The 21,546-nt window shown below is 69.0% G+C and carries 18 protein-coding genes; 6 read left to right on the top strand and 12 right to left on the bottom strand.

The genetic code is table 11. The features are described from left to right. The first annotated feature begins 26 nt into the window (after positions 1-26). Together ACUDTM_RS12550 and ACUDTM_RS12545 are read left to right on the top strand one after the other, a co-directional pair. Positions 27-422, top strand: coding sequence for a hypothetical protein (locus ACUDTM_RS12550; protein ID WP_188241417.1), 396 nt, complete (start codon positions 27-29; stop codon positions 420-422). A 124-nt stretch (positions 423-546) separates the two neighbouring features. Beyond that, entirely contained in the window at positions 547-1,092 is a 546-nt protein-coding gene (locus ACUDTM_RS12545) for a glutathione peroxidase (RefSeq protein WP_072168758.1), read from the top strand. A gap of 84 nt (positions 1,093-1,176) precedes the next feature. Here ACUDTM_RS12545 and ACUDTM_RS12540 read toward each other — a convergent pair whose 3' ends face one another. Genes ACUDTM_RS12540 through ACUDTM_RS12515 form a run of 6 tightly spaced genes read right to left on the bottom strand, consistent with a single transcriptional unit; the run spans position 1,177 to position 5,261 of the window. Next, positions 1,177-2,178, bottom strand: a complete 1,002-nt coding sequence (locus ACUDTM_RS12540) for an MlaA family lipoprotein (protein WP_353080540.1) — start codon at positions 2,176-2,178, stop codon at positions 1,177-1,179. A gap of 1 nt (position 2,179) precedes the next feature. Further along, entirely contained in the window at positions 2,180-2,491 is a 312-nt protein-coding gene (locus ACUDTM_RS12535; protein WP_353080539.1) for an STAS domain-containing protein, read from the bottom strand. Continuing rightward, on the bottom strand, positions 2,481-3,143 hold the full coding sequence (locus ACUDTM_RS12530) for an MlaC/ttg2D family ABC transporter substrate-binding protein (RefSeq protein ID WP_061480753.1): 663 nt from the start codon (positions 3,141-3,143) through the stop codon (positions 2,481-2,483). Before ACUDTM_RS12530 ends, ACUDTM_RS12535 begins: the two co-directional genes overlap by 11 nt. Then, the gene (gene mlaD, locus ACUDTM_RS12525) at positions 3,140-3,664 is read right to left on the bottom strand and encodes an outer membrane lipid asymmetry maintenance protein MlaD (protein WP_005411706.1); all 525 of its coding nucleotides are present in this window, start codon (positions 3,662-3,664) and stop codon (positions 3,140-3,142) included. The genes ACUDTM_RS12530 and mlaD overlap by 4 nt, the downstream gene beginning before the upstream one ends. A gap of 59 nt (positions 3,665-3,723) precedes the next feature. Next, entirely contained in the window at positions 3,724-4,473 is a 750-nt protein-coding gene (locus ACUDTM_RS12520) for an MlaE family lipid ABC transporter permease subunit (protein ID WP_005414955.1), read from the bottom strand. After that, entirely contained in the window at positions 4,473-5,261 is a 789-nt protein-coding gene (locus tag ACUDTM_RS12515; protein WP_061480752.1) for an ABC transporter ATP-binding protein, read from the bottom strand. The genes ACUDTM_RS12520 and ACUDTM_RS12515 overlap by 1 nt, the downstream gene beginning before the upstream one ends. A 189-nt stretch (positions 5,262-5,450) precedes the next feature. On the opposite strand from ACUDTM_RS12515, the gene recC reads away from it, so the two are divergent. Genes recC through recD form a run of 3 tightly spaced genes read left to right on the top strand, consistent with a single transcriptional unit; the run spans position 5,451 to position 14,352 of the window. After that, a complete protein-coding gene (recC, locus tag ACUDTM_RS12510; protein ID WP_353080538.1) occupies positions 5,451-8,798 on the top strand; it encodes an exodeoxyribonuclease V subunit gamma in 3,348 nt (1,115 codons plus the stop codon). Further along, entirely contained in the window at positions 8,795-12,475 is a 3,681-nt protein-coding gene (gene recB, locus ACUDTM_RS12505; protein ID WP_353080537.1) for an exodeoxyribonuclease V subunit beta, read from the top strand. The genes recC and recB overlap by 4 nt, the downstream gene beginning before the upstream one ends. Then, a complete protein-coding gene (recD, locus tag ACUDTM_RS12500; protein WP_353080536.1) occupies positions 12,472-14,352 on the top strand; it encodes an exodeoxyribonuclease V subunit alpha in 1,881 nt (626 codons plus the stop codon). The genes recB and recD overlap by 4 nt, the downstream gene beginning before the upstream one ends. A 127-nt stretch (positions 14,353-14,479) precedes the next feature. Here the strand turns inward: recD and ACUDTM_RS12495 are convergent, their stop codons facing one another. The 6 genes from ACUDTM_RS12495 to ACUDTM_RS12470 all read right to left on the bottom strand — a co-directional run bounded on the left by ACUDTM_RS12495 (position 14,480) and on the right by ACUDTM_RS12470 (position 20,166). After that, positions 14,480-14,875, bottom strand: a complete 396-nt coding sequence (locus ACUDTM_RS12495; protein ID WP_072168754.1) for a hypothetical protein — start codon at positions 14,873-14,875, stop codon at positions 14,480-14,482. Positions 14,876-14,969: 94 nt separating this feature from the next. Beyond that, the gene (locus ACUDTM_RS12490; protein WP_353080535.1) at positions 14,970-17,009 is read right to left on the bottom strand and encodes an FUSC family protein; all 2,040 of its coding nucleotides are present in this window, start codon (positions 17,007-17,009) and stop codon (positions 14,970-14,972) included. A 3-nt stretch (positions 17,010-17,012) separates the two neighbouring features. Then, a complete protein-coding gene (locus ACUDTM_RS12485; RefSeq protein ID WP_445391345.1) occupies positions 17,013-18,482 on the bottom strand; it encodes an efflux transporter outer membrane subunit in 1,470 nt (489 codons plus the stop codon). Further along, entirely contained in the window at positions 18,479-19,396 is a 918-nt protein-coding gene (locus ACUDTM_RS12480) for an efflux RND transporter periplasmic adaptor subunit (RefSeq protein WP_072168751.1), read from the bottom strand. Before ACUDTM_RS12480 ends, ACUDTM_RS12485 begins: the two co-directional genes overlap by 4 nt. Further along, positions 19,393-19,602, bottom strand: a complete 210-nt coding sequence (locus tag ACUDTM_RS12475) for a DUF1656 domain-containing protein (RefSeq protein WP_072168750.1) — start codon at positions 19,600-19,602, stop codon at positions 19,393-19,395. Before ACUDTM_RS12475 ends, ACUDTM_RS12480 begins: the two co-directional genes overlap by 4 nt. A gap of 108 nt (positions 19,603-19,710) precedes the next feature. Continuing rightward, entirely contained in the window at positions 19,711-20,166 is a 456-nt protein-coding gene (locus ACUDTM_RS12470; RefSeq protein WP_005421298.1) for a MarR family winged helix-turn-helix transcriptional regulator, read from the bottom strand. Between the two features lie 691 nt (positions 20,167-20,857). On the opposite strand from ACUDTM_RS12470, the gene folE reads away from it, so the two are divergent. Further along, the gene (gene folE, locus ACUDTM_RS12465; protein WP_004141296.1) at positions 20,858-21,469 is read left to right on the top strand and encodes a GTP cyclohydrolase I FolE; all 612 of its coding nucleotides are present in this window, start codon (positions 20,858-20,860) and stop codon (positions 21,467-21,469) included. Positions 21,470-21,546: the final 77 nt, after the last annotated feature.

Raw genomic sequence — 21,546 nt, 5'->3', positions numbered from 1 at the left:
CCTGTCCGCTTCGACCAGGTACCGCCATGCGCCTGCCCCGCTTCACCAGCCTTGTCCTGACCGCGCTGCTCGCCGCCTGCGGCAGCGCGCCAACGACCGTGGGCACGACCACGCAGACCGCCTCCAGCACCCCCGAAGCGGTCGAGGCCTACCGCGAAGCACGCGACGTCGACTGCCAGGCCGCCGGTGGCACCCTGCAGCGGCTCGGCCGGCTGCAGCGCGAGCAATGCGTGATTCCCTATGCCGACGCCGGCAAGGCCTGCAGCCGCAAAAGCGACTGCACGGGCCAGTGCCTGGCCGCAGGCGAGGCAGTGGCCGGTGATGTGGCGTCCGGTACCTGCCAGCGTGATGCCAGCCAGAACTTCGGTTGCCGCCAGCGTATCGATGACGGCAAGGCGCAGGGTACGATCTGCGTGGATTGAGGATGTCCTGTAGAGCCGAGCCCATGCTCGGCTGCCATGGCATCAGCCGAGCATGGGTTCGGCTCTACAACAGCGCGCGCGGCGCTATGCTGGTGGGCCATTCCCGCCGTAGCCGGAGCCCCGCGTGAGCACCCCGATCCAGGACATTCCCCTCACCACCATCGACGGCCAGCCGTCCTCGCTTGCCGACTACCAGGGCAAGGTGCTGCTGCTGGTCAACGTCGCCTCCAAGTGCGGCCTGACCCCGCAGTACGAAGGCCTGCAGGCGCTGTATGCGGAAAAGCATGCGCAGGGCCTGGAAGTGCTGGGCTTCCCCGCCAACAACTTCCTTGGCCAGGAGCCGGGCAGCGAGGCGGAGATCCAGCAGTTCTGCCAGCTCACCTACGACGTCAGTTTCCCGATGTTCTCCAAGATCAGTGTCGCCGGTGATGACACCCACCCGCTGTACCAGCAGCTGACCGCCGCCCAGCCGCAGTCGATCGGCGAAGGCCCGCTGCGCGAGCGCCTGGCCAGCAAGGAGATCCCGATCCATCCGGCACCGGCGGTGCTGTGGAACTTCGAGAAGTTCCTGGTCGGCCGTGATGGCAAGGTGATTGCACGCTTTGCCCCGGACGTGGCGGCCGATGACGTGCGCCTGCGCGACGCCATCGAGGCCGCGCTGGTGGCCTGAGCAAAGCGTGCCAATCCGGGTTGGCACCTGCCGGAAAAGAAAACCCCGCCGAGGCGGGGTTTTTTCATGCACGGGTTGCAGCGATCAGTTGCTCCAGTTCGGCATCGGCATCGCATCCACGGGGATCGGCGAATTGGCATCGTCATGGCCGCGGTCGCGCTTGCTGCGCAGGTCGTTCTCGATCTGGTAGTTGCGGCGCTGCATCCACGCATCGCGCACCAGCGAGTACTCGTCCACGGCGGTGTCGCGCAGATCATCGATCGCCAGCAGCTGTGCGCGGGTGTCGACCAGCTGCAGGCCCTGCAGGCCGATGCGGACCTTGTCTTCCTCGATGCGGCGGATCGGCGACAACGGGATGTCACCGGCCAGGCCGAACACATCGCGCACGGTACGCGGGCCGAAGAACGGCAGTTCCACGTAGCGCGAACGACGCCAGCCCCAGGCACCCAGGGTCTGGCCGAAATCTTCATTGCGACGCGGCACCATCGCCTTGCTGGCCGGATCGAACAGGCCACCGATGCCCAGCGTGCTGTTCATCAGGAAGCGGCCGAGGCTGTCCCACGCATCGGCACCGCGGCCCTGCAGCAGCTGGTTGGTGATGGTCACCGGTGCGCGCAGATTGCTGAAGAAGTTGCTGACGCCGGTACGCGCGAAGCGTGGCACCACGTGGGTGTAGGCCGTGGCCAGCGGGCGGGCGATGCCACGGTCGACCGCGTTGTTGAACTTGTGCACCTTGCGGTTGAACGGTTCCCACGGGTCATAGGCGGCCGCACTGCCGGTGTCGCCGGTACCACCGTACAGGGCGTCGAAATCATCATCACCGCCCGGTGCAGTGGCTGCGGCGGTCTTGGCCGCATCGGCATCGGCACTGGTTGCGGGCGGGGTCGGCGCCGCAGCGGTGGCGATCGGCGGGTTGTCCACCGGGGCCACCTCGGTCACGCCGGTGTCGGCGGGCGTCGCTTCGGCGGGAGCGCCGGCCGGGACCACGGTGCTGGCGACCGGTGCGTCGCTGCGCGCGGGCTTGCCGGCACAGGCGGTCAGGGCGGTGGCCAGGAGGATCAGGGGGAAAGTGCGTACGACGTTCATGTCAGCTCGCAGCAGAAGTAGCGTTGAAGTCCAGGTCGGGCGACAGCCGGTAGGCCGCGCTCAGCTCGTTGAAGCCGGCCGGCGCGCCGGAAATGGCCAGCGCATGGCCCGCCTTGCGTGCCCGGGAGGCCAGTTCGGCCAGCAGGGCCAGGCCGGCGCTGTCCACGCGCTCGACCTCGCCCAGCTCCAGCCGCGCCAGCTTGGCTGGCAGGGCCTGCAGTTGCGGCCACAGTGCAATCACCGCGGCACGGTCGAGCACCCCGCGCAGGCGCAGGGTGTCGCCTTCCAGCAGCGCCAGTGCGCTACTTGCCATTGCCCGCCGGCCCGGCCTGCATGCTGCCGCTGTGCAGCTCGCTGGCCACCTGCTTGATGCCCTTCTGGCGCAAGGGCGTATCGAACTGATTGCGGAAGGTCTGCACGTAGGAAATGCCTTCGATGTTGACGTCGAAGATCTTCCACTGGCCGTTCACGTTGCGCATCCAGTACTCGACCGGGGTCGGTTCGTTGCCGGCGCGCACCAGTTCGGTGCTGACGCGCACGCCACGGTTGCCCGGCAGCGGGCTTTCACCCTTCAGGCGGAAGCTCGGCTTGCCCTGGATGTTGAGCAGGGTCGAACCGTAGCGCTGCATCAGGCTGTCGGCCATCGCATCGGCGAACAGCTTGATGTCGGCGTCGGAGGCGCCGCGGGCGTGCGGGCCCAGCACCAGGCGTGCCGCATAGTCGCGGTCAAAGGTGCGGTTCAGTTCGCTGTCGATGTAGCTGCGCAGGCTGGCCGGGTTGCTGCTGAACTCGCTGCGGCGCTGCTGCAGCGTGGTGAGGATGCGCGTGCTGGCATCGATCACCACCTTGCCGGCCTGGCCCTGCGCTGCGGCAGCGGCGGGGGCGGCCGCCTGGGCCTGGGCAAGGAACGGGGTGGCCATCAGCAGCGCCGAGGCGAGCAGGGCGGGGATCAGTTTCATTTTCATGGTTGCGGTTCCGTTGCAGGCGCCTGCGCGCCATCGTTGGGCTTCTGAGCAGCGCCGCCACCGGCGCCGCCACTGAACATGTACTTGCCGACCAGCTGGATCAGGTCCACCGCCGGCTGGGTGAAGACGATCTCGTCACCGGCCTTCAGCACGTCCGGGTCGCCGCCCGGCTGCAGACCGATATAGCTCTCGCCGAGCAAACCACTGGTGAAGATGCCCGCCGAGGTGTCCGCCGGCAGGTCCTTGACCTTGCTGTCCATGCGCAGGGTCACGATGGATTCGAACTTCACTGGATCCAGGTCGATCGAGGCGACCTGGCCGACGGTGACGCCGCCGATCTTCACCGGCGCCTGCTTGCGCAGCTGGCCGACCTGGGAGAAGCGCGCCTTCAGCTCGTAGCCCTGGCTGCCCCAGCTCCAGCGCTGGTTGGTCGAGGCCACGGCCAGCACCATCAGCGAGGCCAGGGCCAGCAGCAGGAATGCGCCGACAGAGAATTCGAGTCTGGGACCGCGGATGGCCATGTGGATTACCTGATCGAGTCGTGGTGGCCGCGCGCGCCTGCGCACCGCCGGTGGAGGGGTTAGGTGAACAACATTGCCGACAGCACGAAGTTGAACATCAGCACCAGCAGCGAGGCATTGACCACCGCACGGGTGGTCGCCACCGAGGTGCCCTCGATGGTCGGCTCGGCGTGGAAACCAACATAGGCGGCGACCAGCGCTGCGGTGCCGCCGAAGATCGCCGACTTCAGCATCGCCACGCCGAAGTCATCCCAGAAATCGACGCTGTTGCGCAGTGCCGACCAGAACACGCCATTGTCCAGGCCCAGCACATGCACCGCTTCGAAGTAGCTGGCGCTGATCGCCAGCGAGCAGAAGATGCCGGTCAGCAGTGGCACGGTCAGCACCGCCGCCCAGAAGCGCGGCGCGACGGCCTTGGCCACCGGGTCGATCGCCATCAGCTCCAGTGCCTTGATCTGGTCGGTGGCGCGCATCAGGCCCAGTTCGGCGGCGATCGAGCTGCCGGCGCGGCCGATGAACAGCAGCGCGGTCAGCACCGGCGCCAGTTCGCGATACAGCGACAGGCCGAGCAGGGTCGACAGCGCGTCGGCCGCTCCGAAGGTGGTCAGCGTGCGGTAGCCCTGCAGGGTCAGCACCAGGCCGACGAAGGCACCACCGACGGCGATGATCGGCAGCGAGCGCGCGCCGATTTTGTAGATCTCGCGGGTCAGCTCGGCCAGGAAATCACGGGTCGGCAGCGAACCACGCAGCACGGTCAGCGAGAACAGGCCGGCGCGACCCAGCGAGCGGGTGGCTTGGACGAACGGCATCAGGCGACCCTCGCGCGCGGCGCGGCATCGAACGGAATGGGGCCATCGGGCTGGCCGTGCAGGAACTGCCGCAGCAGCGGGTCCTGGCTGGACTGCAGCGCCTCGGGCGTGCCCTGGAACACGATGCCGCCATTGGCGATGGCGATCACCTGGTCGCAGATCGGCAGGGTCTCGTGCACGTGGTGGCTGACAATGATGCTGGTCAGGCCCAGGCTGTGGTTGAGGCGCTGGATCAGGCTCATGATCACGCCGGAGGCGATCGGGTCCAGCCCGGTCAGCGGCTCGTCGTAGATCATCAGTGGCGGATCCAGTGCCAGCGCGCGGGCCAGCGCGACGCGGCGCGCCATGCCGCCGGACAGTTCGCGCGGCCAGGCATCGGCAGCGGCCAGCAGACCCACGGCATGCAGCTTCATTTCCACCAGGCGGCGCAGCACGGCGGTCGGCAGGCGGGTATGCGCGCGCAGCGGCAGCGCGACGTTTTCGGCGACGGTCAGATCGGTCAGCAGGCCGTTGCCCTGCAGCAGAACACCCACGCTCTTGCGCATTTCCAGCAGCGCGCCGCTGTCATGCGGGATCGGCTTGCCGAACAGGGTGACCTCGCCGGCGACCGGACGCAGTTCGCCGGTCAGTGCCGCCAGCAGGGTCGACTTGCCACTGCCGGACGGGCCCAGCACGGCCGTGATGCTGCCCTTGGGCACCTGCAGCGACACGTCGCGCAGGATCGTGCGCCCGCTCCGGTCGATGCGGACGTTGGATAACTGCACCAGACTGGAGGTGGAGGCCGACATGGGCACCATTAACGTTTTTTAGACATCGAAGGATCGGGCCCATCGGCTGAACATAAGCAGACTGGACGGTCCAGTATTGTGGCACGGCATGACCCTTGCCAGGCCGGGACAATCGGCTGGCAACGCGGAACAATCCGTACCGGCGATGGGCGGGCCATTGAATACTGCCTGCCGTGCTGCACACTGTGCATGATGAGTGACCCGGGCAGCGATTTCCGCCTCTACCATTCCAACTCCCTGGACGTGCTGGCTGCGCTGCTGGCGCGCAACGTGCGTGTGCCGGTTCCGGGCCAGCCGCTGCTCGCGCCGGAGGTGGTGCTGATCCCGCAGGTGGCGATGCGGCGTTGGCTGCAAGCGACACTCGCTGCCGAATATGGCGTGGCCGCCAACCTCGAGTTCCTGACCCCGGGCGAGTTCGTTGCCCGTGCACTCAATGCCAATGTGCCGGGCGAACGCGACGACCTGGACGCGGCGGGCCTGCACTGGAAGCTGTACCAGGCACTGCGCGACCCGGCGCTGCTGGCGCAGCCACCGATGCGCGCGCTGCAGTCCTATCTTGCCGGCGGCGATGCCCTGAAGCCGTGGGCACTGGCCGGTGAACTGGCGTCGGTGTTCGAGAAGTACCAGGCCTGGCGCCGCGACTGGTTGCTGCGCTGGGAGGCCGGCGCCGACCCGGCCGACCCGCAGGCGATCCTCTGGCGCACCATCGCCCATGGCCGCGACTACCGCGCGCGCCGCATCCAGGCGTACCTGGATCGCTTCGAGGGCGCCGGCCAGCCGCTGCCACAGGCCCTGCCACCGCGCATGTCCGCGTTCGCGACGCTCAACATCTCGCCCGACGTGCTGCGGGTGATGGCCACCCAGGCGCGGGTGGGCGAGCTGCACTTCTATATGCCCACTCCGGTGCAGTCGTACTGGGGTGACCTGCAGACGCTGGCCGAGCGCCTGCGCAGCGGCGCACCCGATCCCTTCGGTGAAGCGGCTGGTGAGAACCGCCTGCTGGAGGCCTGGGGTGCGGCCGGACGCGACTTCATGGCGGTGCTGGGCAGCTACGAGGTGGTGCACCCGGCCGGCGAGATTGCCGCGTATTCGGATCCGGAAGAAGACACCCGGCCGACCCTGGACGAAGGCGGCCTGTCCGACAGCCTGCTGCATCGCCTGCAGCGCGATCTGTTCCACCGCCGCGCACTGCCCTCGGGCGAGCTGCGCGATGGGCTGCGCAGCGACGACCCCAGCCTGCAGGTGCATGCCTGCCACACCCGGCTGCGCGAGCTGCAGGTGCTGCACGACCAGCTGCGCAGCCTGCTGCAGGACCCGCGCTTCGACCCGCCGCTGCAGGCGCGCGAGATCGCGGTGCTTGCACCGGACATCGATCCCTATGTGCCGTATCTGGAAGCGGTGTTCGGCGGCCGCGGGGGGGAGGACGAGCACATTCCCTACGCGCTGGCCGACAGCAGCCCACTGGCGGGAGAGCCGCTGGCCGATGTGTTCGTGCATCTGCTGGGCCTGCCGGTCTCGCGTTTCGGCCTGAACGAGGTGCTGGACCTGCTCGCCAGCGCGCCGCTGGCCGAAGCGGCCGGGCTGGAGGCGGTGGACTTCGATCGCCTGCATGGCTGGCTGCAGCAGGCCGGCGCACGCTGGGGCCTGGATGCGAAGCACCGCAACCAGCACCAGGCGCCGGCCGACGACGCCTACACCTGGCAGTTCGCACTGGACCGCCTGGTGCTCGGTCACGCCACCGGCAGCGAGGCGGACCTGGCCGGCGTGGCGCCGTGGATCGAGCTTGAAGGCGGCGCGCTGGAAGCACTGGACCGGCTGCTGCGGCTGCTGCGCGTGCTGGCGGTCTACCAGCGTCGCCTCGGCGAGCTGCTGACCCCGGCGCAGTGGCGGCAACGGCTGCTGTCGCTGCTGGACGCGCTGCTGCCGACCGCGCCCAGCTCGCCCAACAGCCAGCGTGCCCTCGAGCGCCTGCGCAAGCTGCTGAATCAGTTCGCCGACGATGCCGCCAAGGCCGGGTTCGAAGACGGCGTGCCGCCTGAGGTGGTGCGTTCGCACTTCGCCGGTGTACTGGGTGAGGCCGATACGCGCGCGCCGCTGCTGACCGGTGGCATCAGTTTCGGCCGCATGGTGCCGATGCGCCTGCTGCCGTTCCGGGTGATCTGCGTGCTCGGTCTCAATGATGGCGATTTCCCGCGTCGTGACCCGGCCGCGGGCCTCAACCAGCTCACCGCCGAGCTGGACACGCCACGCCGCCGCCCGGGCGATCGCTCCACCCGCGAAGACGACCGCTTCCTGTTCCTGCAGCTGTTCGCCGCCGCGCAGGAGGTGTTCTACCTCAGCTACCTCGGCGCCGATCCACGCGATGGCAGCGTACGTGAGCCGTCGGTGCTGGTCAGTGAACTGATCGATGCCGCCGCCGCGTATCACCTCGATCCGCCTGCGGCGGTCCGCGACTTTACCGTGCGCCATGCACTGCAGCCGTTCTCACCGGCGGCGTTCGGAGATGGCGATCCACGCCGCTTCAGCTATCGGCGGCAATGGCATCCCGCTGCCGGCCGCCTCACCGGCCAGCGTGGGGGCCTGCAGCCGTGGTTCGATGCCCCGCTGCCGCCGCCGCTCGACGATGCGGTGGAAGACGAGCTCGCGCTCGACACCCTGCGCCGCTTCCTGTGCGACCCGGCCGGGCAGTTCCTCGCACAGTCGATGGGCCTGCGCCTGGCCGACGATGCCGGGGAAGTTGATGACCTGGAACCGCTGGTGCTGTCATCGCGCGGCCCGGAAAAGCGCAGCGTGCAGGCGGCGGTGGTGCGCGCCACGCTCAGTGGCGATACCGAACCGTTGTACCCGCGGCTGCGCGCGCGTGGCCTGCTGCCGTCCGGTCCATTGGGCCAGCGCCAGTTCGAGGTGGAGCAGTTGAAGACCCGTCCGTATGCCAGTGCGTTGCTGGGCTGGATGCAGGGCGAGCCGCTGGAAAGCCGTCGCTACGAAGTGGACATCGATGGCGTGCGCCTGCACGGCCGCGTGGCCGATCGGCATCCCGAAGGCCTGGTGCGGCTGCGCGCCGGCACGCTCAATGGCAATGCAGTGATCCGCCAGGGCCTGGACTGGCTGCTGGCCAACGCCGCCGGCGACGCACTGCCCCTTGTGCAGTTCCACGATGGCGGCGACGCCGGTCCCGGCCCGCATGTACTGCCGGCACTGAGCGCGCCTGCTGCACGCGCGGCGCTGCGCGCGCTGCTGCAGTTGCGCCAGCGCGGCCTGCGTGAGCCGCTGCGCTTTGCCCCGTATACCGGCTGGGTGCTGTACAACGCGCCGGCAGAAAAACAGCGCAGCGAGGGTTGGAAGCAGTGGCACGGCAGCGACCGCAGCTGGGGTGAATCCAGCAGCGACGCCTGGCAGCTGCTGCTGCGGGGTGCCGACCCGTTCGCCTCCGATGCCAGTTATGCCGAGCTGCTGCGCAACAGCCAGGTGGTCTTCAGCGCGGTGCGCGAAGGCCGCACCCTCGGCGCCGAAACGCGCCAGGAGGGCAGCGCATGAGCCCCGCCTTCATCGATGAGCGAGCCCAGTGCATGGCGGTCGATCCCTATCTGGCCCTGCCGCTGGATGGCATCCGCCTGATCGAAGCCAGCGCCGGTACCGGCAAGACCTTCACCCTGGCTACGCTGTTTACCCGCCTGGTGGTAGAGCAGGGCCTGCGCATCGGAAAGATCCTGGCGGTGACCTTCACCGATGCGGCTACCCAGGAACTGCGCAAGCGCATCCGCGAGCGCCTGGCGCTGGCGGCGCGACTGGTCGATCTGGAACCGGTCGAAGGCGAAGCACCGGACGTGCGGCTGACCCGCGAGGTGCTGCAGCGCCATCTGCAGGGAGGTACCGAGCGCGCCGCCGCACTGAAGCGCCGCCTGCAGGTCGCCGCCGATGAGATCGACCTTGCGTCCATCTTCACCATCCATGGCTTCTGCACCCGCGTGCTGCGCGAGCATGCGCTGGAGAGCGGCCACACCTTTGATCCGCCGGAGCTGCTGGCCAGCGACCGTGAGTTGCTGGAAGCGCTCGCGGCAGACCTGTGGCGGGTATATGCCAATGACCCGGCCACGCTGGAACCGCTGACCTGGCTGTGGTCCACCCCGGACGCACTGGCCGCCGATCTGCGCGCGTTGCTGGCCGCGCCGCCGCTGCACCCGTTGCCACAGGCGGTGGCGCTGCCCGATCCGCAGGCCGCCCTGCAGAGTGTTGCCGAAGAGCTGTCCGCAAGCGTGCGCGAGCATGGCGAGCAGTTCTTCATCGACCTCTGCGATGCGGTCGACAACAAATGGATCAACGGCGTGTCGTACAAGCTGGGCTGGCTGCACCCGCTGGGCCGGCAACTGCTGGGCTGGGCCGAACGCGCCGACCCGCGCGAGCTGCTGACCAGCGAGCGCCTGCCGGCACTGCTGCCGGAGGCGCTGGCAGCCAAGACCAACAAGAAATTCGCCGAGCGCACGCCATCGTCGCCATTGCAGGCGCCGTTGGCCCGCTACGTCGCGCTTCTGGCCGAACGCGATGCCTGGCTCCGTGCCACCGCGTTGAACTTCCTGCACGTGCTTCGCGCTGAAGCCAGACAGCGCCTTCAGGCGCTGAAGCGCACCCGCCGGGTGCAGACCTACGACGATCTGATCGATGGCGTGGCACTGGCCCTGGAAGGCCCGCAGCGGCTGGCATTGGTCAAGCAGCTGCGCGCGCAGTACCGCATCGCGCTGGTCGATGAGTTCCAGGATACCGACGATCGTCAGTGGGGCATTTTCCACAACGTGTTCGGCGATTCACCGGAAGTGCGCGAGCTCGGCCTGGCACCGGCGCTGTTCCTGATCGGCGATCCCAAGCAGGCGATCTACGGTTTCCGCGGCGGTGATATCCACACTTACCTGAAGGCCAAGCGGGTAGCGCAACAGGCGCCGGTGCTTGACCAGAACTTCCGCTCGCGACCGGCCGTGCTGCGCGCGCTGCAGGCGCTGTACGACAACGGTGGCGAAGACGCCTTCCTCGAGCGTGGCATCCAGTTCGAGCCGGTGCGGCCCGGTGGCGTGCGCAGCGATGCGGACTACCAGCGCGACGGCCATGCCGCCCCGGCACTCACTCTGCGCGTGCTGAGCAGTGGCGGTGACAAGGCGATGAGTGCCGATGCCTCGCGCGAAGCAGCCGCCCAGGCCTGTGTGGCGGCGATCCACCAGATCCTGGTCGCGGCGCGCGCCGGCAATGCGGTGCTGCGTGGGCGCCCGGTACAGCCGGGTGACATCGCGGTGCTGGTGCGTTCGCATCGCGAGGCCACACTGGTGCAGCGCGCGCTGGCCGTGGTCGGCATTCCTGCCGTGGCAGCGGGCAAGCAGAGCCTGTTCGCCACCAGCGAAGCGCGTGATCTGCGTGCACTGCTGCTGGCGCTGCTGCAGCCGGCTGACGAGGGCCGCCTGCGCGCGGCGCTGGCGACGGTGCTGCTCGGCCAGCGCGCCAGTGCGATCGCGGCGATGGAGCACGAGGGCGACCTGCAACGCGGGTTCCAGGCGCAGCTTCTGCATTGGCGCGAGCGCTGGCAGCGCGGCGGCCCGTTCGCGGTGATCGCCGACGTCTGCGCCGCGCAGGGCGAACGCCTGCTGGCGCTGATCGATGGCGAGCGCCGCCTGACCAACTACCTGCAGCTGGGCGAACTGCTGCAGGAAGCCTCGGCGCAGGCGCTGGGCATGCACGGCCTGCTGGACTGGCTGCAGGGCCAGATGGCCAGCGCCGACCAGGATGACGAGCAGCAGCTGCTGCGCCTGGAATCGGATGCGCGCCGCGTGCAGATCATCACCCTGCACAAGAGCAAGGGCCTGGAGTACCCGCTGGTGTTCCTGCCCTTCGTGGGCATCGACGGCGGTGCGCCCAACACCGCCTCGCACTGCACGGTGCATGTGGGCGGCCAGCGCCAGCTGCACTGGAAGCTGGGCAAGGACGAGGCCTGGGAAGCGGCCACTGCGCAGCGCGAGCGCGAGCAGCGTGCCGAGGATGCGCGCCTGCTGTATGTCGGCCTGACCCGCGCCGAGCACGCGCTGTGGATCGCCGTGGGTGATCTGGCCGGGCTCGGCAGGACGCGGCTGGCACCGCTGCTGGGTGACCTGCAGGCGCTGCGCGCGCATGCCGATGTGCGCATCGATGACAGTGAGGTACCGGCTGCGCTGCCGCAGCTGGCGGCCGAAGTGGAAGGGGATCTTCCGGCGGTGCGTGCACTGACCCGGCGCGTTCCGCACGACTGGTGGGTGTACAGCTTCACCCAGCTGGCCCACGCCGATGCCGGCGCGGGCAGTGACATCGAAGCCGCTGCCACCGCGCTGCCGGCGCCGGCAGCCGACGAACCCACCGGCCCGGAGCTGCCGCTGGAACCGGCACTGCCGGAAGCCGCCGCGGAGGCCGAGGACAGCGCGCCGCTCGACCCGCGTTTCATGGGCAGCCGCTTCGGCAACGTGCTGCACGAGGCAATGGAAAACGTCGACTTCGCCGCATGGGCTGACTGGCAACCAGGCCGGGAAGCTCCCGAGGGCCAGGTCGAGGTGCTGCGCAAGGCGCTGCACGATGAGGGCTATGCCGACGTCGATCTGGACGATGGCGTAGCGGTGCTGGTGCCGCTGGTGGGCCACACGCTGACCGTACCGCTGCCCGAAGGCGGTGCGCTGTACAGCCTCGGTGAAGGCGAGCGCCGCGCCGAAATCGACTTCCATTTCGCCATCGAGGCGACCACGGTGCCGGCGCTGCTGCAGGTGCTGCATGCGCACGGTGTTTCCAGTGGCCGCCGCGGCTTCGGCCAGCGCCGCCGCCTGGAGGGGCTGATGACCGGCATGATCGACCTGACCTACGTGCGTGATGGCCGGTGGTACGTGCTCGACTACAAGTCCAACCGCCTGCCCGGCTACAGCCCGGACCTGCTGGCCATTGCCATGCGTCACAGCGAATACGATCTGCAGGCGCTGATCTACACCGTGGCCCTGCATCGCTGGCTGCGCTTCCGCCTGGGCGCCGCCTACGACTACGAGCGCGACATGGGCGGCATCCGTTACCTGTTCTGCCGCGGCCTGGATGGCAAGGGCAATGGCGTGCACGTGGATCGTTTCCCGTTCGCGCTGGTGGATGCACTCGACGCGCTGTTCGCCGGCGGCGAGCAGGCCCAGGCCCAGCTCGCCGCGCGTGCCCGAGGAGCCAGCGCATGAGCCTGCTGAAGGAACTGCACCAGAAGGGCCTGCTGCGCACCCTCGACCACGCATTGGCGACCAGCCTGCAGCGGTTGCGCGACGACACGCCCGACAATGTGGCACTGGCGGCGGCGCTGGCTTCGCTGGCGGTGTCGCAGGGCCACGCCGCGTTCGATCCGGCACAACCGCAGCGGTTGCTGGAAGGCGTGCCCGAGTGGCCCGCCGCGCAGGCCTGGCTGGCGCAGCTGCGCGCATCGCCTTGGGTGGCCACACCGGAGCAGGCTGACGCCATCGCCGGGGATGCCCCCTTGGTGCTGGAGAACGGGCTGCTGTACCTGCGCCGCTACCGCGAGTACGAGCGCCAGTTGGCCACCGGTCTGCAGCGCATCGGCCGGCATCCGCTGCCGGCGCCGGACATGGCAGCGTTGGCGCCGTTGTTCGCGCAGCTGTTCCCGCACGCATCGTGCGGCGAAGATCACCAGGCACGCGCAGCCGGCGTGACGCTGCGCCATCCGCTGGCGCTGGTCACCGGCGGCCCCGGCACAGGCAAGACCACCACCATCGCACGCCTGTTGCTGCTGCTGGCCGCGCAGGCCCGGCACGCCGGCCAGCCGCTGCCCGAGGTGGCGCTGGCCGCGCCCACCGGTCGCGCCGCCGAGCGGATGGCCGAGAGCCTGCGCATGGCCGTGCAACGCTTGCAGGAACAGGGACTGGATCCGACACTGTGCGCGGCACTGCCCAGCAGCGGCACCACCCTGCATCGACTGCTCGGCGTGATTCCCGACTCACCACGCTTCCGCCACCACGCCGACAATCCGCTGGCGGTGGACGTGGTGGTGGTCGACGAAGCGTCGATGATCGATCTGCCGATGATGGCCAAGCTGGTCGATGCAATTGCCAGCGGCACCCGCCTGATCCTGCTCGGCGATCCCGATCAGTTGCCGTCGGTCGAAGCCGGTGATGTGCTCAGCGCGATCCTGCGCGCCAGCGGCGATGGCATCGGCACCCGCGCCGACGATGCGCTGGCGCTGCATGGCCTGCTGGCACCGGCCACCTTGCAGCCGCAGGCCGCACCACGCGCCTTCGCCGGCCGTCGCGTACAGCTGCAACGCGGCTACCGGCAGAGTGATGCGCTGGACCTGGCACCGCTGGCGCATGCCGTGCGTGAAGGTGACAGCCACACTGCATTGCAGCTGCTGCGCGGTGGTGGATTGGCTGGCGTGCACTTCCACGAAGGTGAGGCGGACCCGCTGCGTGGCCAGCGTGAGCACCTGCTGGGCCACTGGCGTGCACTGGCCGAGGCCGCGGATCCGGTACGTGCCCTGCAGCAGGCCGGTCGCCTGCGCGTGCTGACCGCGCTGCGCGAAGGCCCGCAAGGTGCGCGTGGGCTCAACAGCCGCATCGAACAGCTGCTGGCCGGCAACACCCCGGGCTACTTCCAGGGCCGCCTGCTGCTGGTTACCGAGAACAGCTACCGGCACCGCCTGTTCAATGGTGATATCGGCATCTGCCTGCGCGATGGCAGTGGCGCGATGGTGGCCTGGTTCCCCGGCGACAGCGTCGACCACCCGCGCGCCTTCCACCCGGCTGCGTTGCCCGCGCACGAAAGCGCCTTTGCGATGACCGTGCACAAGGCACAGGGCTCGGAGTTCGATGAAGTGTGGTTGCAGCTGCCACGCCAGGACAGCCGCGTGCTGTCACGCGAACTGGTCTACACCGGCCTGACCCGCGCCCGCCAGGTACTGCATGTGGCCGGCAGCGCCGACGTGCTGCAGGCCGCACTGAAACGGCACGCCAGCCGCTTGGGCGGCCTGGCCTGGCGGTTGGGTGCCGAAGATGTGGCCGAACAACCAGCGCGCATCGAACAGCCCACGGTGCAGGGCACGTTGTTCTGACGCGGGCGTGATGCGCTGCCTGTAGAGCCGGGCCATGCTCGGCTGATGGGCCACGAAGCCGAGCGTGGCTCGACTCTACAAAAGCGCGCTTCGATCGTTCTGGTGGTCATCCACGCATGGCGTGGATCTACGCGATCAGCACCAACCCATCCGGAAACACGATCGCCGCTTCATCCGCACTCACGTCGAAGAAGCCCACGCCGTGCTTCTCGGCCAGATCCTGCACCCGCCCGTGCGCGCGCTCGGCCACCGAGTAGGCGAACGCGCCGTAGATCACCTGCCGGCCGATGCTGTACTCGGTCACCTCGGCGCGGTCGTCATCGTCGTTGCTCAGTGGTCCGTTCAACGGCGGGAATTCCTGCGCCATCTCCGCAAACCACGCTTGCAGCGCCGGGCTGCTGACGGCCGGGTCGTCATACTCGTGGCGCTCGTTCCACTGCGTCTGCTTTTCGAACCAGGCGATGAAAGCCGCCGCCTCGCGTGGCGCGGTGCTGGCCTCGAACACCATCATGTCGTAACTCATTGGATCTTCCTGTGCAGAGCAGGGGTCAGCGCCTTCGCCCGCGGCGAAGGATCCGACCCCGGCAACGGGGTCTGTGGACGCACAGGGTATCCCGCTAGAGCTGTTCGGCTGCACTCATCGCCAAGCCCGGCGCCAGCGCCTTGGCCTCTGGGAACAGCGCGAAGCGCAGGCCGATCAGGCCCATCAGCGCTTCGTCGCGGGCCTTGCAGGCGGCCACGCTGCCGACCCGGCCCAGCGACGTATCCAGCCGCTCGCGCAGCGCCTGGTCTGCAGCAATCGGCTTGCGCGCCGCGATCTGCCGCCGGTAGTGCCCAGCGATCTCTTCCAGGATGTGCTCGACGGCTTCGCGGCTGCGCTCGGGCAGTTCCAGCCGTGCACGACGCAGCTGCAGGATGTTCAGGCCGATGCGCGCCTCGTTGAGCATGTCCACCGAGGCGATGTCGCTGCCCTCCGGCGTCGCTGCCAGGCGCGGTGCGAGCAGGCCCAGCAGGTCGAGCGTGCGTGCGGCGAAGCGCTGCCGATCCTGCTGGCCACGTCCTTCGGCGGCTTCGGCCAGCGTGGTCCAGCCCTGCCGCACCAGCCGGCGCGCGGTCCACTCGGCACCTACCGAACGGAACAGGCGGGTCATCACCACTGCAAAGCCAATGCCGATGAACATCGCGATCGACGAGTTGAGGAAGGTCTGGATGTTGGCGCTGTAGGTGTTCTGCAGGCTCAGCAGCGCGGCCAGATTGACTGTCAGCGGCAGCGCGAACAGCGCACTCTTCGGATGATGCAGCAGCAGTCCGAGCGGCAGGAAGGCCACCGCCAGCACCAGTGCCAGCAGGCCGAAGTCGTGCACGGCTGGGAACACGCCGAACAGGTACACGCCCGCCACCACCGAGGCGACCATCGCCCACACCAGGAACTGCACCATGCTGGGGGCCGGATCGTCTTGTGCGGCGAAAAATGCGGCCGTCACCGCCGCCATCATCGCGCCGTTGCCGCCGCCTTCCCAGCCCAGCGCGATCCACAGCACGCAGTAGCTCATCAGCGCTACGCCGGCACTGAGCGCGGAGAACAGCGCCATGCCGTAGTCGACGTGCTTGTCGGCGGCCACGCGTTCGGTGCGGATGCGGTAGTGCGCGCGATCCAACGGCGCCGTGCCCTGGTCGATCGCGTGCTGCAGGGTGCGGCAGTCCTGCCACAGGTCCACCAGTTCCTCCAGGCGCAGCAGCAGGCTGGCCAGCTGCAGGTGCTGCAGGTCGCGGTCCACCTGCGGCTTCAGCGCGCTGATGCGCGCGCGCAGGCGGGCGTACTCGCTGGCGTTGGTCGGGCCATCCAGCCAATCGCGGATGTCGTCGACCAGCGCCGACAGCCCATCCGGCAGGGCCTGGCCATCGCTGCGCAGCGCACTCAGGCGATCGGCGATTGACGACAACACCGGCAACAGCAGCAGCATGCGCTCGCGCAGGCGCTCCATCGACACCGCCGACCCTGCATGGCGTGGATCATCGCGGCGCAGGAATTCGATCAGCGCCTCGAACTGCACCAGATCGGCGGCCAACCGGTTGCGCGGCGCGTGTGCGCGGCCACGCTCAAGGATCTGCCGGCACCACTGCGCGGCGTCCTCCATCCAGTTGCCGATGCGGGCGCGCAGCATCGGGCGTACCGACGCCGGGAACAGCAGCGAGGCAAACAGCACGGCCACCACCGTGCCGAGGATGATCTCCTCGCTGCGCGCCACCACGGTGTCGAAGATGGTCTCCGGCGAGGTGACTGCCGGGAAGCCGATGAAGGCGGTGGTGTAGCCGGCCAACAGGAACGCGTAGCCGCGAGGGCCGCGGTTGAGCAGGGCCATGAACAGGCAACCGGCCAGCCAGATCGACATTGCCGCACTCAGCACCAGCGGGGTTTCCACCAGCGCCGGCAGTACCAGCAGCGTGGCCAGCCCGGCCACCAGTGTGCCGACGATGCGGTACACGCCCTTGGCGCGGGTCGGGCCCAGCAGCGGCTGGCTGACGATGTACACCGTGCCCATCGCCCAGTAGGGGCGCGACAGGTTGCCGGCCATGGCGATGTACAGCGCGGCCACCGAGGCCAGGTAGGTCTTGATCGAGAACAGCCAGGCCTGGCGATCGGTCAGCGCGTTCATGGCTTACTTCGCCGAGGCCTGTGCGGTGGACGGCACAGCCGGGGCAACCGATGCCTGCCAGCCGCCACCCAGCACCAGGAACAGGTGGATCTGGTCGCGCGAGACCTGTGCTTCGGCGGCGGCCAGGGTGGCGTCGCTGGTGGCCAGGCTGCGGTCGGCATCCAGGCTGGACAGGTAGGGTGTGCGGCCGCCCTGGTACAGCCGGCGGTTCTGCTCGGCGGCCAGCGCGGCCTGCTCCTGCGCCACGCGCAGCGACTGCAGTCGGCGCAGGTCCTGCGCATAGCGTTCCAGCGCAGTCTGGGTCTCGCGCAGTGCCTGCAGCACGGTGTGGTCCAACTCGGCCAGGGCCGCGTCGGCACCGGCTTCGGCGGCGTGGATGCGGGCATGCGTGCCCGAGGAGGGCAGTGTCCACGAGATCAGCGGGCCGATCGACCACTGCTGGGTCATCGGCGTGCCGAAGTCTTCCAGCAGGCCGGCGGCACCCACCGAGGCACCCAGACGGATGTCCGGATACAGCTCGGCGGTGGCCACGCCAATCCGCGCGGTGGCCGAGGCCAGCTTGCGTTCGGCCTGGCGCACGTCCGGGCGGCGCTGCAGCAGCGCACGGCCATCACCGACCGGCAGCGGCTGCGCCAGGCTGGGCGCGTGCGCGCAGTCGATCACGCCGGCCGGCAACTGGCCTGGGGTCTGGCCCAGCAGTGCGGCCAGCGAATAGGCCGCGGCCGAACGCTGCGCGCGCAGCGGCGGCAGTGCCGCCTCCAGCAGTGCCACCTGCGCATTGGCGCGGGCCAGTTCCGGCGGCGTGCCGCGGCCGGCCGCGATCAGGCGCTCGATGACGCTGCGGCTGCGCTGCTGCAGCTGCAGCGAATGCTCGGCCACGTGCAGCTCGTGGTTGGCGTGGCAGATTTCCAGGTAGCTGTCGGCCACCTGTGCGACCACGCTGACCTGGGCCAGGTCGCGCGCCGCAGCGACGGACTGCTCGTCGGCACGCGCTGCCTCGGCGCCGCGCTTGAGCTTGCCGAACAGGTCGAACTGGTAGCTGACCGCGAACTTGCCATCGGCCAGGTTGATCACCGGCAGCTCGTGCTCCTGCAGGAACGATTCGGCCGACAGCTGCGCGCGGCTGACGCCGGCCTCGGCCTCGTACTCGAATCCGCCCGCGTCCAGCGCCTGTTCGTACACGGCGGCGGCGCGGCGCAGGTGCGCATCGGCGGCCTTCAGTTCCACGTTGTCACGCAGTGCCTGGGTGATCAGCCCGTCCAGCACCGGGTCGTTGTACAGCGACCACCAGCGGTCGGGCAGCGCCTGGTTGGCAGCCACCTGCGGGTTCTGCGTATCGATGAAGGCCGCATTGGCCTCCGGGCGCTTGAACGCCGAGCCTTCCGGCAGTGCATAGTCCGGGCCGACGGTTCTGCACGCGGCCAGGCTGGCCAGTGCGACGATCAGGCCGAGACGGGGCAGGGCGGCGTTCACAGGCCCGCCTGTGTCGGCGAAGTGCCGGCCTTGTCGTTGTGCGGATGGCGGCCGGTGTCCACGGTCACCGTGGCGGTACGGCCGGCAATCAACTCAACGCCCTTGGGCACTTCGTCGATGGCGATGCGCACCGGGATGCGCTGCGCCAGCCGCACCCAGTCGAAGGCCGGGGTCACGTTCGGCAGCAGGGTGCTGCCGTTGCTGCGGTAGCGGTCCTCGATACCGGCGGCAATGCTCTCGACATGGCCGTGCAGCGGTGCCGATTCGCCCATCAGGCGGATGTCCACGCGCTGCCCCGGCGCCACGCCGCGCAGTCGGGTTTCCTCGAAATAGCCATCAATGCGGAACGAGCCGGTATCCAGCAACGCCAGCACCGGCTTGCCGGCCACCACGTAGTCGCCCACGCGCATCGTGCGGTCGTTGACGCGGCCATCGGCCGGCGCGCGCACCTCGGTGCGGCCCAGGTTGAGCTCGGCCAGGTCGACCGCGGCCTGTGCGGTGGCCAGCGCCGCCTGTGCGGCCTGCAGCTTGGCGCGGCGCACTTCGGCATCCTCGGCGGCGACCAGGTCCTGCAGGCTGCGGTCGCGGCCGATCTCGCGGCGCAGCTGTGCCACCGAGGCCTGGCGTTCGGCCAGGCTGGCCTTGGCCTGCTCCAGCGCGATGCGGTAGCGGGCGCGATCGACGACGAACAGCAGGTCGCCCTTCTTCACCGCCTGGTTGTCGGCCACGTTCACCGTTTCCACCAGCCCGGACACGTCCGGCGCCACCTGCACCACGTCGGCGCCGACGTGGGCGTCGCGGGTCCAGGGTTCATCCATGTAGTAGACCCACAGCTGGCGCAGCACCAGCAGGGCGACGATCACGGCTGCGCTGGTGAGCAGCACCGGCAGGGTCTTCTTCACGATCTTGTTCACGATTGCATCCAACGCAGGAGGTGGAACAGCAGGCCAAGCACGATCCCGTACAGCGCCAGGTTGAACAGCGCCGGGTGCCATACATGGCGGTAGGCGCCGGCACGCTGCAGCAGCACGTGCAGGCCGCTGTTGACCAGATAGGCCAACACCATCAACCCAAGCAGGGTCGGGACGAACACTCCGTGGAGACTGAATTCACCGGGCATCGGTAGGGGGCGGGGACGAGGTGGGGGAGGGAGGGACAACGAAACAACAGCAACGGGCAAAAGCCGCTGGCGTGTGCACGGCAGCGGCGGTGTTCGGGGGCAGCGCTCTTACGTGATGCGGTCGGCGGCCTCGGCCAGCAGGCGCCATGCCTTCAGCACGGCGTGCAGTTCATCCATGGAAAGCTCGCCGAACACGTCCTGGCGCAGGCCGATCAACTGATCTTCCAGCTCGCTGACCAGCGCATGGCCCTCGTCGGTCAGCCACAACAGGTTGGCGCGGCGGTCGCTGGCGTCGCTCTCGCGGCGGACCAGGCCACTGGCACACAGCTTGTCCAGCAGGCGTACCAGGGAAGGACCCTCCATGCCCAGCTGCTGGGCCAGCGCCACCTGGCGGATGCCACCGCCGGAGCGGCCGATCATCAGCAACGGCATGGTGCAGGCGGTGGAGATGCCATAGCTGCCGAGCCGGCTGTCGGCCAGGCGCTGCCACTGCCGCCCTGCATAAAGCAGGCCGGAGCTGAGCTGCATCTGCAGCACGGTGCGCTCGTCGAGGGGGCGGTCCATAAGAGATAGATAGGATACTACTAATTTCATTCCTATCAATAGGTTTTTCTGAATGGGTGGGTGTGTTGAGGAAAGCGTTGCGCCTGCCTGGTGTCGGGTGGGGCAGCGGGGGCCGGACGGGGCAGGACACGCCGTAAACCCCCCTCCGGGGTCCGGCCCAGCCGCTGGCGGCTGTGCGTTCGGGCGCTTGCGAGGCATGCCTCGCAAGCAAAGCGCCCTCACCCTTGGGGGCTCGGCCGCGGCATCCATGCCGCGGACGGTCCTGCCCCGCCCGGCCCCCGCTTCCCCCCCATCACCCCGCGGGCGCGGTGGGTTGGCTCTTTGAAGGCAGGAGCAGCAGCCAAAGCTGTGCGGACCAACGGTCCGCACCCACCACAGCAGTCGCGAAGTCGCGCGGCTCTTCCGAAGCCATGAACCCAAGCTTTTGACCCCGCTTTCGGGCGGTCCGGCCGCGCCAGCAGGAAATTGTCGGAGAGGTGGAGGGGCAGGCCGGGCAGGACCGTCCACGGCATGGATGCCGTGGCCGAGCCTACAGGGACGTACTTGCGGCGTGTCCTGCCTGGCCTGCCCCTCCCCCTCTCGCTCAGCAACCATGAGGCGCCGCAAGCGACCCCCGATGAACCCGACCAACAGGACGACCCACCCCCCGGTCGGGTACGATGCTCGCCCCCCGTTCGGGACGCTGTACGCAATGAGCAAGAACAACGAAAAGGCCGCCCCGCAGGGCGACGTGACCCAGGACCAGGCCGAGGATGCCGTGCGCACCCTGCTGCGCTGGGCCGGTGAGGACCCGTCCCGCGAAGGCCTGCTGGATACCCCCCGCCGTGTCGCCGAAGCCTATGGCGACTGGTTCAGCGGTTACCGCGATGACCCGCGCGCCTACATGGAGCGCACCTTCGAGGAAGTGGCCGGCTATGACGAACTCATCGTCCTGCGCGACATCGAGTACGAAAGCCACTGCGAACACCACATGGCGCCGATCATCGGCCGCGTGCATGTCGGCTACCTGCCGGCCGGCAAGGTGGTGGGCATCAGCAAGCTGGCCCGCGTCGTCGAAGCCTACGCCCGCCGTTTCCAGGTGCAGGAGAAGATGACCGCGCAGATCGCCCAGTGCATCCAGGATGTGCTGCAGCCGATCGGCGTCGGCGTGGTCGTCGAGGGCGCCCACGAATGCATGACCACCCGCGGCATCCACAAGCGCGGCGTCAGCATGGTCACCTCCAAGATGCTGGGCAGCTTCCGCGACGACGCGCGTACCCGCGCCGAGTTCCTGCGCTTCATCGAAGTGGGCGGCAAGCGCTGAGCCGCTTGACCGCACTCCGCCGGCCTCTGCGGGCCGGCATGCCCACGGCTGCCCGCGCGGCCGCCGCGGGCGGCTGC

This window comes from Stenotrophomonas maltophilia group sp. vghtpe118 (genome assembly GCF_052605195.1).
The sequence above is the reverse complement of the archived record's forward strand: the minus strand, read 5'-3'. Positions and strand labels throughout refer to the sequence as shown.

What these genes read in the sequence shown, in the direction of transcription:
- ACUDTM_RS12535 (WP_353080539.1), bottom strand. Translation starts at nt 2,491, where the DNA reads ATGGCAAGTAGCGCACTGGCGCTGCTGGAAGGCGACACCCTGCGCCTG.
- ACUDTM_RS12495 (WP_072168754.1), bottom strand. Translation starts at nt 14,875, where the DNA reads ATGAGTTACGACATGATGGTGTTCGAGGCCAGCACCGCGCCACGCGAG.
- ACUDTM_RS12520 (WP_005414955.1), bottom strand. Translation starts at nt 4,473, where the DNA reads ATGCCGTTCGTCCAAGCCACCCGCTCGCTGGGTCGCGCCGGCCTGTTC.
- recC (WP_353080538.1), top strand. Translation starts at nt 5,451, where the DNA reads ATGATGAGTGACCCGGGCAGCGATTTCCGCCTCTACCATTCCAACTCC.
- ACUDTM_RS12515 (WP_061480752.1), bottom strand. Translation starts at nt 5,261, where the DNA reads ATGTCGGCCTCCACCTCCAGTCTGGTGCAGTTATCCAACGTCCGCATC.
- ACUDTM_RS12470 (WP_005421298.1), bottom strand. Translation starts at nt 20,166, where the DNA reads ATGGACCGCCCCCTCGACGAGCGCACCGTGCTGCAGATGCAGCTCAGC.
- recD (WP_353080536.1), top strand. Translation starts at nt 12,472, where the DNA reads ATGAGCCTGCTGAAGGAACTGCACCAGAAGGGCCTGCTGCGCACCCTC.
- ACUDTM_RS12490 (WP_353080535.1), bottom strand. Translation starts at nt 17,009, where the DNA reads ATGAACGCGCTGACCGATCGCCAGGCCTGGCTGTTCTCGATCAAGACC.
- folE (WP_004141296.1), top strand. Translation starts at nt 20,858, where the DNA reads ATGAGCAAGAACAACGAAAAGGCCGCCCCGCAGGGCGACGTGACCCAG.
- mlaD (WP_005411706.1), bottom strand. Translation starts at nt 3,664, where the DNA reads ATGGCCATCCGCGGTCCCAGACTCGAATTCTCTGTCGGCGCATTCCTG.
- ACUDTM_RS12530 (WP_061480753.1), bottom strand. Translation starts at nt 3,143, where the DNA reads ATGAAAATGAAACTGATCCCCGCCCTGCTCGCCTCGGCGCTGCTGATG.
- ACUDTM_RS12540 (WP_353080540.1), bottom strand. Translation starts at nt 2,178, where the DNA reads ATGAACGTCGTACGCACTTTCCCCCTGATCCTCCTGGCCACCGCCCTG.
- ACUDTM_RS12550 (WP_188241417.1), top strand. Translation starts at nt 27, where the DNA reads ATGCGCCTGCCCCGCTTCACCAGCCTTGTCCTGACCGCGCTGCTCGCC.
- recB (WP_353080537.1), top strand. Translation starts at nt 8,795, where the DNA reads ATGAGCCCCGCCTTCATCGATGAGCGAGCCCAGTGCATGGCGGTCGAT.
- ACUDTM_RS12475 (WP_072168750.1), bottom strand. Translation starts at nt 19,602, where the DNA reads ATGCCCGGTGAATTCAGTCTCCACGGAGTGTTCGTCCCGACCCTGCTT.